The sequence below is a fragment of the Streptomyces sp. B15 genome, from assembly GCF_018070605.1.
Lineage (GTDB): Bacteria > Actinomycetota > Actinomycetes > Streptomycetales > Streptomycetaceae > Streptomyces > Streptomyces smyrnaeus.
In genome coordinates this window covers 1-16,633 of record NZ_JAGPXJ010000090.1, presented here as the reverse complement: position 1 = coordinate 16,633, position 16,633 = coordinate 1, and the positions used below count along the sequence as shown (strand labels likewise).

Here is a 16,633-nt window from a genome sequence, read left to right as displayed (position 1 = left end):
GTGGTTCCGGAGCTAACTGATCGGCTGTTCGGCACCGACGTAGGCCGCGAGGTGCTCGCCCGTGAGGGTGGAGCGGGCGGCGACGAGGTCGGCGGGGGTGCCCTCGAAGACGATCCGGCCGCCGTCGTGGCCGGCGCCCGGCCCGAGATCGATGATCCAGTCCGCGTGCGCCATGACCGCCTGATGGTGCTCGATGACGATGACGGACTTGCCCGAGTCGACGAGCCGGTCGAGCAGACCGAGCAGCTGCTCGACGTCGGCCAGATGCAGACCGGTGGTCGGCTCGTCGAGGACGTACACACCGCCCTTCTCACCCATATGGGTCGCCAACTTGAGCCGCTGCCGCTCGCCGCCGGACAGCGTGGTGAGCGGCTGGCCGAGGGTGAGGTAGCCGAGTCCCACGTCGGCCAGCCGGTCGAGGATCTTGTGCGCGGCCGGAGTGCGTGCCTCACCGGCGCCGAAGAACTCCTCGGCCCGGGCCACCGACATCGCCAGCACCTCGCTGATGTCCCGGCCGCCGAGGCGATACTCCAGCACCGAGGGCTGGAACCGCTTGCCCTCGCAGTCCTCGCAGGGGGTGGCGACTCCGGCCATCATGGCCAGGTCGGTGTAGATCACGCCGGCGCCGTTGCAGGTGGGGCAGGCGCCTTCGGAGTTGGCGCTGAACAGCGACGGCTTCACTCCGTTGGCCTTGGCGAAGGCCTTGCGGATCGGGTCGAGCAGTCCGGTGTAGGTCGCCGGATTGCTCCGCCGGGAGCCCTTGATGGCGCTCTGGTCGACCGAGACGACGTCCGCCCCGGCGGGGATCGAGCCGTGGATCAGCGAGCTGTTGCCGGAGCCCGCCACGCCGGTGACCACGCAGAGGACACCGAGTGGCACGTCCACGTCGACGCCCTGGAGGTTGTGCGTCGTCGCGCCCCGGATCTCCAGCGCTCCGGTGGACTCCCGCACCGTCTCCTTGAGCGAGGCCCGGTCGTCGAGATGGCGGCCGGTGACGGTGTCGCTGGAGCGCAGCCCCTCGACGCTGCCCTCGTAGCAGACGGTGCCGCCCGCGGTACCGGCGCCGGGCCCGAGGTCGACGACATGGTCGGCAATCGCGATCGTCTCCGGCTTGTGCTCGACGACGAGGACCGTGTTGCCCTTGTCCCGCAGCCGCAGCAGCAGGTCGTTCATCCGCTGGATGTCGTGCGGGTGCAGGCCGATGGTGGGCTCGTCGAAGACGTACGTGGTGTCGGTGAGGGACGAGCCGAGGTGGCGGATCATCTTCACACGCTGCGCCTCGCCGCCCGACAGGGTGCCCGCCGGACGGTCGAGCGAGAGATAGCCGAGGCCGATCTCCACGAACGAGTCGAGGGTGTCCTGCAGCGCGGTGAGCAGCGGCGCCACCGACGGCTCGTCGAGGTCGCGGACCCATTCGGCCAGGTCGCGGATCTCCATGGCACAGGCGTCGGCGATGCTGATCTTCCCGATCTTCGAGGAGCGGGCGCCCTCGCTCAGCCGGGTGCCGCCGCACTCGGGACAGGTGGTGAAGGTGACGGCCCGCTCCACGAACGCCCGGATGTGCGGCTGCATCGCCTCCTTGTCCTTGGACAGGAACGACTTCTGGATCTTCGGGATCAGCCCTTCGTAGGTGAGGTTGACGCCGTTGACCTTCACCTTGACCGGCTCGCCGTGGAGGAAGTCCCGCAGCTCCTTCTCGGTGTACTCGCGGATCGGCTTGTCCGGGTCGACGAAGCCCGACTGGGCGTAGACCTGCACGGTCCACTGGCTGTCCGACTTCCAGCCCGGGATGGTGAACGCGCCCTGGGCGAGCGACTTGGAGTCGTCGTACAGCTGGGAGAGGTCGATGTCGGAGACCGTGCCACGGCCCTCGCAGTGCGTGCACATGCCGCCGGTGCGCTCGAAGGTCGCCTTCACCGCCTTCTTGTTGCCGCGCTCGACGGTGATCGCACCGGATGCCCGGACCGAGGCGGTGTTGAAGGAGTACGCGCTGGGCGGGCCGATGTGGGGCTCGCCGAGCCGGCTGAAGAGGATGCGCAGCATCGCGTTGGCGTCGGTGGCGGTGCCGACCGTGGAGCGCGGGTCGGCGCCCATCCGCTGCTGATCCACGATGATCGCGGTCGTCAGGCCGTCGAGGACGTCGACCTCGGGCCGGGCCAGCGTCGGCATGAAGCCCTGTACGAAGGCGCTGTAGGTCTCGTTGATCAACCGCTGCGACTCGGCGGCGATCGTGTTGAAGACCAGCGAGCTCTTGCCCGAACCGGAGACGCCGGTGAACACCGTCAGCCGGCGCTTCGGTATCTCGACGGCGACGTTCTTGAGGTTGTTCTCGCACGCCCCGTACACGCGGATCATGTCGTGGCTGTCGGCGGCATGCAGCGCAGACGACTGCGCCTGCGTCCCCGTGGTCCTGCTCATCGTGTCTCCATCTGTGAGGCGGGGACCGCCCACGCGGTCCCCGTCGGCGTCGCCCGGCTGTGTCCGACCAGCTCCGCGTAGTACGTCCTGCTTCTCTTCACGTCGTGTCCCCTCTGCGGCGCCGCACGGGCGCGACGCGACGAAGGAGACCCCCTCCCCCGCCTCGCCTCGGCTCCCGTTGCGGCCCGGGGTCCGGTGGGCTGCCCCCGGGCGTGCGGCGCGGACGAGCGGCCGTCCGGCGCGCACGGCGGCGGGGCGGGGCCGTGCGGGGCGGAACCGGGGCGACCTGGCGCTACGCCTTGGACTCCTGCTGGATCCGCACCATGTTGCCCGAGGGATCGCGGAACGCGCAGTCGCGCGGACCCCAGGGCTGGTCGATGGGCTCCTGCAGCACCTCGGCACCGGAGACCCGCGCCCGCTCGAAGGTGGCCTCGACGTCATCGGTCCTGAAGACGGTCATCGGCAGGACGCCCTTGGTGAGCAGTTCCTGCAGGGCGTCCCCGTCGGCCTGGGAACGCCCTGCATGCGGCTCCGAGAGCACGATCTCGACTCCCGGCTGAGCCGCGCTACCCAGAGTGACCCAGCGGAACTCGCCGGAGGCGACGTCGTTGCGCACTTCGAGGCCGAGAGCGTCCCGGTAGAAGACGAGCGCCTCGTCCACGTGGTTGACGGTGATGTGGCTGTATTGCAGTGCGATAGTCATGTGAGTGACGTTAAGCGGCGGCGCCGGGGCGCGCTTCTCGAATCCTGCTCGACACGTCCCGCAGCGGGCGGGTGCGCACCTTGGCCAGACACGCGGGCATCGCCACCACGGCGTCGTGGTCCCGGGCGCGATACGCGCTCGGCGTCTCCCCCGCGAGCTCGGTGAACCGCGAGCTGAACGAGCCCAGTGAGGTACAGCCGACCGCCATGCACGCGTCCGTCACGCTCATTCCTTCGCGCAGCAGCGCCATCGCCCGCTCGATCCGGCGGGTCATGAGATAGCCGTAGGGGGTCTCGCCGTAGGCGGCCCGGAACCGTCGCGAGAAGTGCGCCGGCGACATGAGCGCGTGGCGGGCCATCGTCGGCACATCGAGCGGCTGTGCGTACTCCCGATCGATCAGATCCCGCGCTCGGCGCAGATGTGCGAGATCGGCAAGCTCTTCCGGCGTCATGTCGTGACGCTACCACCACCCTCCGACAACGCCTCTCACCTGCAAGAACGCGGTTCGAGGCGGGGTGGGCAGGGCCCGGAGCGAGGGGCGAGCCCCGCGGTGCGGTGCGCCTCGTCCACGGCCGCCGGGCCGCAGCCGTCGAGCTGCTGCCCGCACGCCCCGGTCGGGACCCGCGCCGGCACACCGGCGACCGCCCGCTCCCGTGCCGTCCAGGCCGGCCCGAACGGGACAGGCCTCCCTTCCAACGGGCGGACGGACGCGCGGGGTTACGTGCCTCCCCCACCGTTCCTATGCTGCGGCAGCGCCCCCTCAGCCACGCGGCGCTCCGCCAGGATGCGGGTCGGCGCTCCGCCGGGGGCGGAAGCAGCGATCCGCCGTCGTCCGGGACCGGGACGAAAGCCGGCGAGGGCGCGCGTGCGCTGTGCACCGGAAGACAGCCAAGAAGAAGGCCAAGGGGGCGCGATGAAGTGGAGAGCATGGAGTGCCGTCGCCGTCGGTGCGACGCTGCTGCTCGGCACCGTGCAGGCAGCGAACACCGCCGAGGCAGCGGCCTTACCCGTCTGTCCGACGATCTTCGGACACGGCGGCTATCCGACCGGTGACAACCCCTGGAACCGCGACCAGATCCGCCAGCCCAACAATCCCCGCGCGCTCGCCCAGCAGAAGAGTTGGGGCGCCTCGGGCGTGGAGGCCGACCTCCAGCTCACCAGGAACGGCACCAAGGGCGTGATGTGGCACAACACCACGACCAACGGGCTGACCGGCACCCGAGCGCCCATCACCGAGCTGTGGTGGGCGACGGGGGCCGACCAGCTCAGAGGCCGGACGATCACCCGGGGCCCGTACACCGGGGAGACCGTCCACACCTTCCGCGAGTGGCTCGACAGCGCCAAGGCCAAGGGCATCATCCCCCTGGTGGAGCTCAAGCCCGAGGCCGAGCAGTCACTGCTCCACAGCGACTCGGCCATCCGCGCGAGAGCCTGGAGAGAGGTCATCGCGCCCGTCTCGGAGCGGGCCGCCACCCAGGAAATCATGCTCTACACGCATGACGCCGCTTTGCAGCCGGAGCTCGAGCGGCGCCTCAAGGCGGCAGGGCTCGGCTCCTCGCTCACCGGGCGTCCAGCCTGGGTCGACGGGATCGGCTGGGAGGAGCCGCCCCCGGCTGCTTCCGGCAACTACGCGTCGTGGCAGGACAGCCTGGCGCGGCTCGGATCCCCCACACGTTCGGTGCGGATGGCCACCTCGTGGACCAAGGGCTTCAAGGACTGGTTGTCCGGCAAGTGCGTCTGACGCTCGGAGCGCGCCGGTGGTGGGGGCGCGGCGCACCCGGCCCCCACCACCGCAGTCGCACAGGCGTGGAGGCCGAGCTCAGGACCGGGCCAGGGCAACGGGACCGGGGGTCAGTCGGTGGACGCGGCGAACCGTACCCGGTCGCTTTCCCCGTCGGAGAGGAACAGCGCCAGCGCCCGCGCCTGCTCCGCCGTCTCGGTGCGGTCGGCGCGGGAGAAGCGGCGCAGCGGAGTGACGAGGACGGTGCCCGCCTCCACGGTCCAGGTCGCGCCGACCCGGCCGTCGACCAGGACGACGCGCGCGCCGGCGACCGACAGCCCCCGGTGGTCGTCGTCCACGATCCGGCTGCGATCGTGGTATCCGAGGATCGCGTTGTCGAAAGCCGGGAGGAACCGCACCGGGGCGGGCGTCCCGGGGTCGGGGCGCGGCGCGTCGGGGAGATCCAGCAGTTCCCGGCCCCGCTCGTCGCGAAAGGTGACCAACTCCTCGCGTAGCGCGGCAATCGCGGCAGGCAGCCCCGCCAGTCCGCACCACGCGCGCAGGTCGGCCGAGGCGGCGGGTCCGAAAGCGGCCAGATAGCGGCGCACCAGAGCTTGGCCGACCGGGTCGGAACCGCCCACGGCCGGCGGGTCGATCTCGCGCCCCAGCCAGGCGGCGAGCAGGACGTTGCGCACACCCGCCTTCGTGCGCCACAGCCCGCGCGGCGGCAGCTGCGCCATCGGGAGGAGGGCGGCGACCAGCATCTCCCCCAGGGCGCGCGGCTGCCGCTGCGGCCAGCGGTCGGCGAGCGCACGCGTGAGCTCGGCCATCGAGCGGGGTTCGCCGTCGGCCATGACCGCCCGGCCCGCGGCGGCCAGTTCGTCAAGGTCCACCCCGTCCAGCTCACGTCGATAGGTTCCGAGCACCCGCTGGCGCAGCATGGGGTCGTGGCGGGCCCGCCAGGCGAGGGCGTCTTCAGCGGTGACGAGGTGCACGGTGCGGCGCATGAGATGGGTCCGTGCCACGCTGCGCCGGACGAGCAGGTCCGAGAGCGTGGACGGGGTGAAGGCTCGCAGCCGCGACCAGAGGCCGATGAACGGCTCCTGCGGTTCCTGTGCCTGCAGCCCACCGAGGTGGCCGACGGCGTCGAGCACCGGCATGTCGGCACGGTCCAGCAGCAACTGCCGGGCGAGCGTGGCGCGGTTGAGCGCCCGGTTGTCGAGCACGGTCATCGGCTCACCGCGCCCCGTTCGACGGCCGTGTCGGCACGGCAGCGATCGGGCGGCGGGAGCCACCGCCCGGCTTGGGTCACAGTGCGGAGGGACATGATCGGCTCCTTGCCTGTCGAGGAATCCGGTACGGGCGATCCGCGCGGGGCCGGGCGTGCCGACGCGACGAGAGGCGGGCGGTCCGCTCGGTCCCGCCCGGTGGTGGTCACAGTCGCAGGAGAAGCGGTCAGATCCTGGCCGCTTCCTGGCGCAGGATGGAGATCGTGCAGAAGACCTCAGGACGACTGCTGTCGTTGCTCTCGCTGCTCCAGACGCGCCGGGACTGGCCGGGAGCGCTGCTGGCCGAGCGGCTGGACGTCAGCCGGCGCACCGTGCGCCGGGACGTGGACCGCCTGCGCGAACTCGGCTACCCCATCGTGGCGAGCAAGGGCCCCGACGGCGGCTACCGACTCGACGCCGGAACACAGCTGCCCCCGTTGCTGTTCGACGACGAGCAGGCCGTCGCCCTCGCCGTGGCGCTGCAGAGCGCCACCGCCACCGGTGCCGGCATCGAGGAGGCCGCGGCACGCGCCCTCAACACCGTCCGCCAGGTCATGCCCGCACGGCTGCGCCACCGGATCGACGCCCTCCGGGTCACCGCTGTCGAGCGGCCCGCGACCCGGCCGCGTCCCCAGGTCGACAGCAGCGTGCTGATGGCACTCAGCGCGGCCGTCCAGGCCCGCGAAGTGCTGCGCTTCGACTACGCTCCCGTCTCCCCGCCGGACGCCGGTCGGGACAGCGCCACGACGTCGCCGCGCCGGGTGCAGCCGCACCATCTGGTGACCTGGGGCGGACGTTGGTATCTCGTCGCCTGGGACCTCGACCGCGAGGACTGGCGCACCTTCCGCGCGGACCGGCTCACCCCTCGCGTCCCCACGGGCCCTCGCTTCACCCCGCGTGAGGTGCCCGGGGGTGATGTGGCCGCCTTCGTCGCCGGCAGGTTCCAGGGCTCCGACGGCTCGTACGACTGGCCCTGCCGCGGCGAGGTGATCCTGGAACTGCCCGCCGCCGCCGTGTCCCACTACGTCCACGACGGGATGGTGGAGGAACTCGCCGCGGACCGCTGCCGACTTGTGCTGGGCTCGTGGTCGTGGCCCGGCCTGGCCGCGACCATCGGCAGATTCGACGCCGGGATCGAGGTCGTCGGCCCGCCCGAGCTCAAGCAGGCCTTCGCCCATCTGGCCCGCCGCTTCGCCGACGCCGCGTCCGACGGACCCGCCGGCTCCGCCCCACCGCCCGCGAGCCACTGAGCAATCCCGCGCAGCTGCCGCGTGCCCACGCGCGACTCCGCGCCTTTCCGCCCGGTGGTGGGTGAGGGCGTACACCGCCGGTTCTCAGGCTCCCCCTGCCGCCGCGATGCAGCACGTTTGTACCGGTCGGGGCATGTTTGTGCACTTGAACAAGCCTTTTCTTCGCACCTCTTGACGCTGCTGTTTGGCGAAAACTACGTTCTGGCCAACGGAATTCCACTTCCATTTTGTGGAAACCTCTGAACTTCCACTTCCCTCCCCCTCCGGAGCCCCTATGACTGCCGTGGATGAGCGGTCGTCCGTGGAGACCGGTGCCACCTCCAGCACCGGCTTGTACACGTACGACCTCGCCCCGACGAAGAAGGAAGGGCGCCGCTGGGGCGCCTACAACGTCTTCACGCTCTGGGCCAACGACGTACACAGCCTCGGGAACTACGCGTTCGCCATCGGCCTCTTCGCTCTCGGACTGAACATCTGGGGCATCATGGCGGCCTTCGCGCTCGCTTCCGTCCTGCTGTTTCTCCTGCTGACCCTGTCCGGCTTCATGGGGCACAAGACGGGCGTCCCGTTCCCGGTCATGAGCCGCATCGCGTTCGGTATCAAAGGAGCGAAGATCCCGGCCGGTATCCGGGGGGCCGTCGCCATCGCCTGGTTCGGCATCCAGACCTATCTGGCCTCTTCCGTCCTCAGCACCCTGCTCGTGGCGATGTACCCGGGCCTGAGCCGGCTGGAGGGCAACTCCGTACTCGGCCAGTCGACTCTCGGCTGGATCACCTTCCTGGCCCTGTGGGCCGTGCAGGTGCTCATCGTGAGTTACGGGATGCAGATGATCCGGCGGTACATGGCCTTCGCGGCGCCCACCACCCTGATCACCATGTGCGCCCTGGCGGCGTGGATGTTCCTCCGCGCCGACGGCTCGATCTCGCTGTCCATCGACGAGCCGCTCATCGGCGGCGAGATGTGGCTGCAGATCCTGCAGGGCGCCGCGCTGTGGGTGGTGATCTACGGGACGTTCGTACTGAACTTCTGCGACTTCACCCGCTCCGCCAGGAGCCGTGGCTCCATCGTCCGGGGCAACGTGGTCGGTATCCCGGTGAACATGCTCTTCTTCGCCGTCATCGTGGCGGTGCTCAGCGGGGCCCAGTTCAAGCTCGACGGGCACGTCATCACCAGCCCCGCCGACATCGTCAGGACCGTACCGAACATGTTCCTGCTGGCGACGGCTTCGCTCGCCCTCATCGTGCTGACGGTGGCGGTGAATCTGCTGGCCAACTTCGTCGCGCCCATCTACGCGCTGGTCAACCTCTTCCCCCGCCGGTTGAACTTTCGCCGGGCCGGACTGGTCAGCGCCGTACTGGGCCTCGTCATCCTCCCCTGGAACCTCTACGACAGCCCGATCGTGGTCAACTACTTCCTCGGCGGGCTCGGCGCCCTGCTCGGGCCGCTGTTCGGTGTGATCATGGCGGACTACTGGCTGCTGCGCAGATCCCGCGTGAACGTGCCCGACCTCTACACCGAAGACGCACAGGGCGAGTACCACTACCGCGGGGGCTACAACCCGCGGGCCGTCGCCGCCTTCGCCCCCAGCGCCGCGGTCGCGGTCGTCCTCGCCCTGGTGCCCGCCTTCCACTCCGTGGCCGGATTCTCCTGGTTCATCGGCGCCGCCCTCGCCGCCGTGCTGTACGCGGTGATCGCCGACCGCAGCGCGGCGATCCGTGACGTGGACGGCGAGGCCATCGCCGTCGCCGCCGAATGACCCGACCAACAGAAGGCCGTCCCATGCGCATCCTCGTCGCCAACGTCAACACCACGCGATCCATCACCGACTCGATCGGCCGGCAGGCGGCCGGCGCCGCCTCGCCCGGCACCGAGATCGTTCCCCTGACGCCCGCCTTCGGCGCGGAGTCGGTCGAGGGCAACTACGAGAGCCACCTCGCCGCCGTCGCCGTGATGGAAGCGGTACGCGCCCATCCGGAACCGTTCGACGCGGTGATCCAGGCCGGATACGGCGAACACGGCCGCGAGGGGCTTCAGGAACTGCTCGACGTCCCGGTCGTCGACATCACCGAGGCCGCCGCGAGCACGGCACAGTTCCTCGGCCGCTGCTACTCCGTCGTCACCAGCCTCGACCGTACGGTCCCGCTGATCGAGGAGCGCCTCCATGTGGCCGGACTGAGCGCCCGGTGCGCATCGGTGCGCGCCAGCGGGCTGGCCGTGCTCGACCTCGAACGCGACGAGAATGCCGCGGTGGACGCCATCGCCGAGCAGGCCGTCCGGGCGGTGGAGGACGACCGCGCGGAAGTGATCTGCCTGGGCTGTGGAGGCATGTCCGGTCTGACCGAACGCGTCGTCGAAAGGACCGGGGTCCCCGTCGTCGACGGGGTCACCTCCGCCGTGAAGGTCGCCGAGTCCCTCGTCGGCCTCGGCCTGTCCACGTCGAAGGTGCGCACCTACGCCCCACCACGCCCCAAGAAGATCCTCAACTGGCCGCCACCGACGCCGTGACATCCACCCGCGCACGACCGACCACGTTGGAACCGGAAGAGACCGAGGCCATGACCTATCTGCACACCCGTGCGGCCGTCGAGGAGTATCTGCGCGTCCGTGAGAATCTGTTCTCGGCCATGCGCAGAGACCGCAGGAGGGGCGTCGCCGCCAGTGAGATCGCGCGGACCGCGGCAGGCACCTACAGCACGCCGGTCATCCTGGAGTACCTGTCGTGCGTCGAGTTGCGGGACGACACCCGGGCCGCTCTGCGCACAGCGGGGCTGGACCGCTGGGTCGGGGTGCGGTCGACCGGTGCGGGCCGTGGACCACGCAAGGTCCTGTTGGCCCTCACCCGTGATCCGGCCGACCTTGAAGAGTCCGACCGGCGAGCCCTGCCCGAGCGCCTCACCCGCGCCCTGAAGGACGCGGGCATCGCATTGCAGCTCGCCGACCGGACCGCGCTCGCGGACGCGCTCTACGGCGGAGAGGAAGTGCGCCTCTGCCGGGCGCGCGGCGGATGTGTGCGACGGACGGCGCTCTCCTCCCGCCCTTGACCGGCCGGCCGTCGATCGTGTGCGCGCCGGCGGCCGCTGCCCCGGGAGGGATCGCGTTACTTCTTGAGCAGGACGACGCCCACGCCCTGCCGAAGAAGCTCACCGTCAGCTACTGGAACGGCAAGGAGCATGTCCCGGTCGACCACCTCCGCGTCGACTGGGCGTCGTCTTCCGGGGAGCCCACCCGCATCACGTTCGACGACGTTGTGACCACCCGGCTGAAGCTCGGGATGACAAGCGCTCACCCGCACGAGACAACGGGTTCCTGCGCATCGTCGAGCTGCGGGCCCTCACGGGTGCGCACAGCGGCCGGAAGGCCAAGGACGCGCAGCGCGCGGACGACCGGGACTGAGCCTCCCCTCCCGGCACCCGGTCGGCTCCATACACCGGCGGCTCCGTCATCCGGTGGGGCCGCCCCGGGGGGCCACTCGCCGTACCGGACCTACGCCCTCCCGGACAGGAGACCGCCCGGTGCCGCCGATGGTTGAGTGGAACCTGTCCTGGGCGACCGAGCGGGAGGGCGAAGGCCCATGGTTTTCGGCAGAACCAAGCGGCGCGAAACGGATGCGCTTCGGGCGAAGTTCGTCACCAACCGCGAGACGGTCCGCTCATGGACGGCGCGTTGGGAATGCCCGGAGGTGGAATGGCCGCCCTTCGACGAGGTCCCGGGTCCCTGGGTGGTGGCGCCACGGGAGAGGAAGAGATGGCTGGAGCAGCACGCGCCCTTCCTGGACACGTACCGGTGGGAAACACCGCTGCGGACGCGGTCGGCCGTGCGACGATGCGGGAACGCGGACGAGGGTGGCGGAGTGATCACATGGCGGCGGGTCACCGAGGAGGACTTCGGGCTGTTGCGGACCTGGCTCGCCCACCGCACGTGGCCCGCTGGTGGCACCACGACACGTCCGCCGAAGCGGTCGCGCGGGACTTCGGGCCCGCGGCGCGCGGCGAGGAGCCGTCCGAGGACCTTCTGGTCATGCTGGACGGCACTCCTGTCGCGTTGGTCCAGCGGTGCCGGTTCGCGGACTACCCGGACTACCGCCAGGAGTTGGCCGACCAGGTCGAACTTCCCGAGGGCGCCGTCACGCTCGACTATCTGCTCGCCGACCCCGCACGGGTGGGGCAGGGGCTGGGGCCACGCATCCTGCGGGCGGTCGTGGCGGCCACCTGGACCGACGATCCTGACGCCTCGGCCGTCGTCGTCCCGGTGAACGCGGCCAACCGCGCGTCGTGGCGGGCGCTGGAGAAGACCGGACTGCGCAGGGTCGGCACCGTCGACCTGGCCCCGGACAACCCGGCCGACGAGCGCGCCCACCACGTCTATCGCATCGACCGACCCGCCGACGCACCGTCTTGACGGCTGCCTTGGCCGCTGCGGTGGCCGTCGAGGCCGGTGGCGGTGTTGACCAGTGCGATGTGGGGAAGGGCCTGCGGAAAGTTGCCGACGAGTCGTTCGGCGCGGATGTCGTACTCCTCGGAGAGCAGTCCGAGATCGTTGCGCAGCTCCAGCAGCCGCTCGAACAGGGCCCTGCCCCTGGCCGTGTCCCCCTGCTGGATGTAGCAGTCGGCGAGCCAGAACGTGCAGGGCAGGAAGGCTCCCTCGCCCTGGGGAAGGCCGTCGACGTGCGGGGTCCGGTCGGTCATGGCGTAGCGCTGCACGAAGCCTCCGCTGAGAAGCTCCTCCTCCACAGCGCGGACGGTGCCGCGCATCCGCTCGTCCTGGGCCGGCAGAAAGCCGATGTCCGGCAGCGTCAGCAGCGCGGCGTCCACCGTGGTGGAGCCGTAATGCTGGGTGAAGGTGTTGCGCCCCGGGTCGTAGCCCTTGTCGCAGATGTCGTCGAAGATCTGCGCGCGCAGCCGCTTCCACCGGTCGACCGGTCCGTGGAGGCCGAAGTCCTCCACGGCTTTGACCGCGCGGTCGGCGGCCGCCCAGGCCATCGCCTTCGAGTGGGTGAAATGCCGTCGCGGGCCGCGCATCTCCCAGATACCGCTGTCGGGCTCACGCCAGTGCCCCTCCAGGAAGTCCATCAGTTTCCGCTGCACCCGCCAGGCGTCCTCGGCGGGCGGAATGCCCGCGTGGCGCGCCTGGTGCAGGGCGTCCATCAGCTCTCCGTAGACGTCCCACTGGTGTTGGCGTGCTGCTTCGTTGCCGATGCGTACCGGCCGGGAGTTCTCGTAGCCGGGCAGCCAGTCCAGTTCCAGTTCGGGGAGTCGGCGGGTGCCGTCGATGCCGTAGAGGATCTGCATCTGCTCGGGCTCACCGGCGACCGCGCGCAGCAGCCACTCCCGCCAGGCGCGGGCCTCGCTCTCGTAGCCGGAGTCGAGCAGCGCCAGCAGCGTGAAGGTGGCGTCCCGGATCCAGCAGTGACGGTAGTCCCAGTTCCGTACGCCGCCCAGCTGCTCCGGCAGCGAGGTGGTGGGGGCGGCGATGATGCCGCCGGTGGGGGCGTAGGTGAGCGCCTTGAGGGTGATCAGCGACCGCACCACCGCTTCCCGGTACCGGCCCTGGTACCGGCAGTGCGAAGCCCACTCCTGCCACCATCGCCGGGTCGCGGAGACGATGTCGCCACCGGGACGTGGCGGGCTGCCGTACTCGCGGGAGTTCCAGCCCAGGTGGAACTCCACGGCGTCCCCCGCACCGACCTGGAAGTGAGTGACGGCCCGGCCGTCGTCCGTCGGTTCGAGGGGGAAGTCGCTGTCCAGGGTGAGATGGTCGGGCCCCGCCACCGCGTGCAGCCGCCGGTTGTCCGGGCGGAACCAGGGGACGATGCTTCCGTAGTCGAACCGCGGCACGAAACAGCTGCGCATCGGCACCCGACCGTGCACGCCCTCGACACGACGCGTCACATCCGGCCTGTCGTTGCGGACGGGCATGCAGTCGAGCACCCGCACCTCGTCCCCTGCCTGGCGGAACGTCGTCTCCAGCACGAGGCTGTCAGGCAGATAGCGCCGGGTGACCGACCATCCGTCGCCGCACGGTGCCAACGACCAGTGGCCGTGCCGCTCTCCGCCCAGCAGCCGCGCGAAGCAGGCCCCTGAATCAAACCGCGGCAGGCACAGCCAGTCCATGGAGCCGCTGCGGCTGACGAGCCCCGCCGTGTAGGTGTCGCCGATCAGCGCGTAGTCCTCCAGGGGAGCCGACAAGGCCGACCTCCTTACCGCGTGGCACCGGTCCGTACACGCCGAGTCGCCGGAAAGATCGGAACCCGGGTACCGCCGCGAGGTGCGCGGGAAACTCCCGGATCATCGGCTGCGCACGTCAGACGCCCCCGCCCGGCGCCCGGGACACCCATGCACCCCGCGCACCCGGCGAGGTGCACGGCTCCGTGCGACGCCAGGACGCTTCGCGGACTCGTCAGGCCAGCGGTTCACTCAGTTCGATGGAGCGCAGGGCCGCCACGAGCGCCCGTTCGTCCCCGACGTCGAGGGCCGTGTCGGTGAGCTTGATGACGTGTTCATCACCGTGGGCAACGGCCCGCTCGAAGACCTCTTCGGCGGTGATGCCGCCCGGCGGGGTGCAGACGGCCGGGGCGATCGGGGCGTACATCGCGGTCACCGCCGCGGACGCCGTCCAGGCGGCCCGCAGACTCGGTACCCACAGGGCCTCCGGGAGTGCGGGCAACACCCGCAGCACGGCGTTGGGGGCAGTGGCCGCGTGCACCAGCATCGTCTCCTGCCCGTGGCCATGGGTGGCGTACCGATGGGTGGCCGCCCGCACCAGCTCGATGAGGCGGTGTCGGGCCTCGTGCGGATCCGCGACCGTGGCCGCCCACACCGGCAGGCCTGTGACGCGGCCGAGCCGGTCGGGGAAGCCGCCGTCCTGCTCGGCGATCGGCGTCACCTCGTCGAGGGCGGCGGCCGCGCTCTCGGCACCGGGCAACGGGTCCAGATCCGCGACAGGGTGGTGGCGGGCGGCCCAGTAGCCGAGGCCGTGGGCGAGTTCGCTCAGATAGGGCTCGGCGGCGGAGGTGTCCGCGTCGGCGTCTTCCTCGGCGGCCAGCAGCGTACGCACGGCGTGGCCCACCCGGATCACCGGATGCGTCGCGCCGCCGTACATGCCGGACAGCAGCCGGGGCCGCCACCGGGCGACCACCTCCCGCCAGGGGCGCTCGGTGAGCTCGCGGCCGAAGTACCCGATCCAGTCGGCGGCGCGGCGCGGATCGCCGAGGGCGGAGCGCCAGTTGGCTGCCGTGACCGGTTCGACGCCCGGCGGGAACTCCTCCAGCCTGCTGGTGTACAGGTCGAGCCAGCGGTGCACCGAGCCTGCCGCCCCGTGTGCGGAGAGGGCCTCGACAACCATCGGCGCGTGGTTGGTGAGCCGCCCGGACCGCTCCGGACCTGTGGTGTGCAAGCGCTGCAGCGCCTCTGGGAGGGTGCCTGTCGAATCCATGGCGAGGACGCTAGGCCAGGCGCCACGACGGCGTAACGGGCTGCCGACCTAGGACCGGGACCAGGCCGTCGTGGGACCGGGACCGGGCCGTCGGCGTCCGGACCTCTCCCGGCCGGCCCCGTGCGTTCAGGCGCGAGAGGCCTGTCACATCCGCTCATGTCACGGCGTGCGGGGCCGATCCGTCTCAAGGGGTGTGGCCACCGACGACCGCCGGGGTGCAGCAGCGCCGCCTCGACCCGCCAGTGGCACGACCGTCCTCACGAAGACGCCCGCGCCGGTGGACCCGGCCGGGCCCAGGGGATGTGAGGAGCAGTCGGTGTGGCCGAGGCCGCCGAGCCTGAGGAGTTCGAGGAGCTGCGACCGCTGCTGTTCTCGATCGCCTACCGGATTCTGGGCAGCGTGAGCGAGGCCGAGGACGCGGTCCAGGAGACCTGGCTGCGCTTCGCGGGCTCTGCCACCCGGGTCGCCACGTGTCGCGCTCGCCGACGAAGACGTCTCCCAGGACGGCTTCCCACCGCTGACCCACGACTACGACATCGTCCTCGCCCACCGGCTCGACCACTCACCGGCCTGGCCGAGGACCGTGTCGGTCACGCCGCTGCTGCACGAACCCCTCGACATCGCGCTGCCCGTCGGCCACCCGCTGGCGGACAAACCGGAGCTGACCCCGCGCGACGTGGCCGACCAGCCGTGGATCACCGTCCATGACGGCTTCCCGCTGATGGCCACCATCGAGGCCATCGCCGCCGCTGCCGACCGCCGCCTGCACCTCGCTCACCGCATCAACGAATTCGCTGTGGTCTCCGAGGTGGTGGCGGCCGGGGGCGGCATCGCGCTGATGCCTCGCTGGACGGCGCGTCCGCACCCCGCCGCGCTCCTGCGGCCCCTCTCCGGCGTCCACGCCCGCCGTCACATCGACGCGCTGCACCGACCGGAGAACGCGGCCCGCAAGGCCGTCCGCACCGTCCTCACCGAGCTCCGACGCGCCACGGCGGCCGCCAGCAGCGACGACGACCGCCCTACGACAGTCCCGGGCCGCGCCGGGCATCCTTGACCGCCTCCGGGAGGACCGGGCGCAGCGGGAGCCCAGGGCCGTTGCGGTCGAACGGGCTCCGGCGCGGGCGGGCGCCTTCCGGGCACGTTCCGTGGCGGCCGGGTTCCGCACCGCAGTGAGCGGCGGCGGTGTGACGCAGCCCGCACGGTGCGAGCCGGAGGCCGTGGCATACTCGCCCAAAGGTGCCCGTTCCGCCCCGACAGCCACCGGCTGCACCCTGGAAGCCGGCACGCAGACACGACGCCGGTCCAGCTGGGCCCGGCGTTCCGGCACTCCGCCGGGCAGGGTCACGGGCTCACCCGGCGACGGTCTCCGTCCAGTGACGCCGGATGCCGACACCGACGCCGCAGTCGGTCCCACAGCGATTCCCCCGTCCCCGTCGACCGCCGCACCGCTGCGGATCCGCCGCGGACCCGGCCACGGTCGGGCCGACGCCCTGGCACCTGCCCCGGGCGCCCTCTCCCCGATGGAGTTCCACCCCCCATGAGAATCCGCCGTACCGTCCTCATCCCAGCTGCCGCGCTCGTCACCGTCCTCACAGCGGGCGGCGGCGCCAATGCCTTCGTCGAGCACAAGGCCCAGGAGCGCGTGGCCGAAGAAGCCCGGTCCCGGCTGGGTGCGAACGCCGACGTCCACGCGGAGCTCACGGATCCGCTGGCCGGCTTGAAGACCCTGACCGGGCAGGTCGGCACGGTGCGCATCAACGCCGACGGGGTCCGGCACGAGGGGACGTCCTTCGCCGTCGACGCCGCCCTCCACGGCGTGTCGACCGACGGCAGTGCCACATCC

Annotated in this window: 13 protein-coding genes and 2 pseudogenes; 9 read left to right on the top strand and 6 right to left on the bottom strand. The window is 71.2% G+C overall.

What is annotated here, in order from left to right; genetic code table 11:
* Positions 1-12: 12 nt before the first annotated feature.
* The 3 genes from KBY19_RS29500 to KBY19_RS29490 all read right to left on the bottom strand — a co-directional run bounded on the left by KBY19_RS29500 (position 13) and on the right by KBY19_RS29490 (position 3,572).
* Positions 13-2,418, bottom strand: a complete 2,406-nt coding sequence (locus tag KBY19_RS29500) for an excinuclease ABC subunit UvrA (protein WP_210967062.1) — start codon at positions 2,416-2,418, stop codon at positions 13-15.
* A 292-nt stretch (positions 2,419-2,710) separates the two neighbouring features.
* Positions 2,711-3,121, bottom strand: coding sequence for a VOC family protein (locus tag KBY19_RS29495; RefSeq protein WP_099877509.1), 411 nt, complete (start codon positions 3,119-3,121; stop codon positions 2,711-2,713).
* Between the two features lie 10 nt (positions 3,122-3,131).
* Positions 3,132-3,572: a helix-turn-helix transcriptional regulator gene (locus KBY19_RS29490; protein WP_099877512.1), complete on the bottom strand. Its 441-nt coding sequence runs from the start codon at positions 3,570-3,572 to the stop codon at positions 3,132-3,134.
* Positions 3,573-4,034: 462 nt separating this feature from the next.
* On the opposite strand from KBY19_RS29490, the gene KBY19_RS29485 reads away from it, so the two are divergent.
* On the top strand, positions 4,035-4,862 hold the full coding sequence (locus tag KBY19_RS29485; RefSeq protein WP_247691549.1) for a glycerophosphodiester phosphodiesterase family protein: 828 nt from the start codon (positions 4,035-4,037) through the stop codon (positions 4,860-4,862).
* A 110-nt stretch (positions 4,863-4,972) separates the two neighbouring features.
* Here KBY19_RS29485 and KBY19_RS29480 read toward each other — a convergent pair whose 3' ends face one another.
* Positions 4,973-6,073: a winged helix DNA-binding domain-containing protein gene (locus tag KBY19_RS29480; protein ID WP_185016086.1), complete on the bottom strand. Its 1,101-nt coding sequence runs from the start codon at positions 6,071-6,073 to the stop codon at positions 4,973-4,975.
* A gap of 260 nt (positions 6,074-6,333) precedes the next feature.
* On the opposite strand from KBY19_RS29480, the gene KBY19_RS29475 reads away from it, so the two are divergent.
* The 5 genes from KBY19_RS29475 to KBY19_RS29455 all read left to right on the top strand — a co-directional run bounded on the left by KBY19_RS29475 (position 6,334) and on the right by KBY19_RS29455 (position 11,757).
* A complete protein-coding gene (locus tag KBY19_RS29475) occupies positions 6,334-7,359 on the top strand; it encodes a YafY family protein (protein ID WP_210956928.1) in 1,026 nt (341 codons plus the stop codon).
* Positions 7,360-7,633: 274 nt separating this feature from the next.
* The gene (locus tag KBY19_RS29470) at positions 7,634-9,115 is read left to right on the top strand and encodes an NCS1 family nucleobase:cation symporter-1 (RefSeq protein ID WP_099877515.1); all 1,482 of its coding nucleotides are present in this window, start codon (positions 7,634-7,636) and stop codon (positions 9,113-9,115) included.
* A 23-nt stretch (positions 9,116-9,138) separates the two neighbouring features.
* A complete protein-coding gene (locus KBY19_RS29465; protein WP_210967061.1) occupies positions 9,139-9,864 on the top strand; it encodes an aspartate/glutamate racemase family protein in 726 nt (241 codons plus the stop codon).
* A gap of 26 nt (positions 9,865-9,890) precedes the next feature.
* Positions 9,891-10,400 (top strand): hypothetical protein, encoded by a 510-nt coding sequence (locus KBY19_RS29460; protein WP_210967060.1) that lies wholly within the window; start codon positions 9,891-9,893, stop codon positions 10,398-10,400.
* 877 nt (positions 10,401-11,277) lie between these two features.
* Positions 11,278-11,757, top strand: a complete 480-nt coding sequence (locus tag KBY19_RS29455; RefSeq protein WP_307843658.1) for a GNAT family N-acetyltransferase — start codon at positions 11,278-11,280, stop codon at positions 11,755-11,757.
* Here KBY19_RS29455 and KBY19_RS29450 read toward each other — a convergent pair.
* A complete protein-coding gene (locus tag KBY19_RS29450; protein ID WP_210967059.1) occupies positions 11,721-13,544 on the bottom strand; it encodes a glycoside hydrolase family 15 protein in 1,824 nt (607 codons plus the stop codon). The two genes, KBY19_RS29455 and KBY19_RS29450, sit on opposite strands and share 37 nt — an antisense overlap.
* A 211-nt stretch (positions 13,545-13,755) precedes the next feature.
* A complete protein-coding gene (locus tag KBY19_RS29445) occupies positions 13,756-14,790 on the bottom strand; it encodes a questin oxidase family protein (protein WP_210967058.1) in 1,035 nt (344 codons plus the stop codon).
* 318 nt (positions 14,791-15,108) lie between these two features.
* On the opposite strand from KBY19_RS29445, the pseudogene KBY19_RS37355 reads away from it, so the two are divergent.
* From KBY19_RS37355 to KBY19_RS29430, 3 genes and pseudogenes are all read left to right on the top strand, one after another.
* Positions 15,109-15,252: pseudogene (locus KBY19_RS37355) on the top strand (sigma factor); the annotation flags it as partial.
* Positions 15,236-15,844: pseudogene (locus tag KBY19_RS29435) on the top strand (LysR substrate-binding domain-containing protein); the annotation flags it as partial. The pseudogenes KBY19_RS37355 and KBY19_RS29435, both read left to right, overlap by 17 nt.
* 483 nt (positions 15,845-16,327) lie before the next feature.
* Positions 16,328-16,633 (top strand): hypothetical protein (locus KBY19_RS29430; RefSeq protein WP_210967057.1); only part of this gene is annotated, 306 nt, incomplete at its 3' end.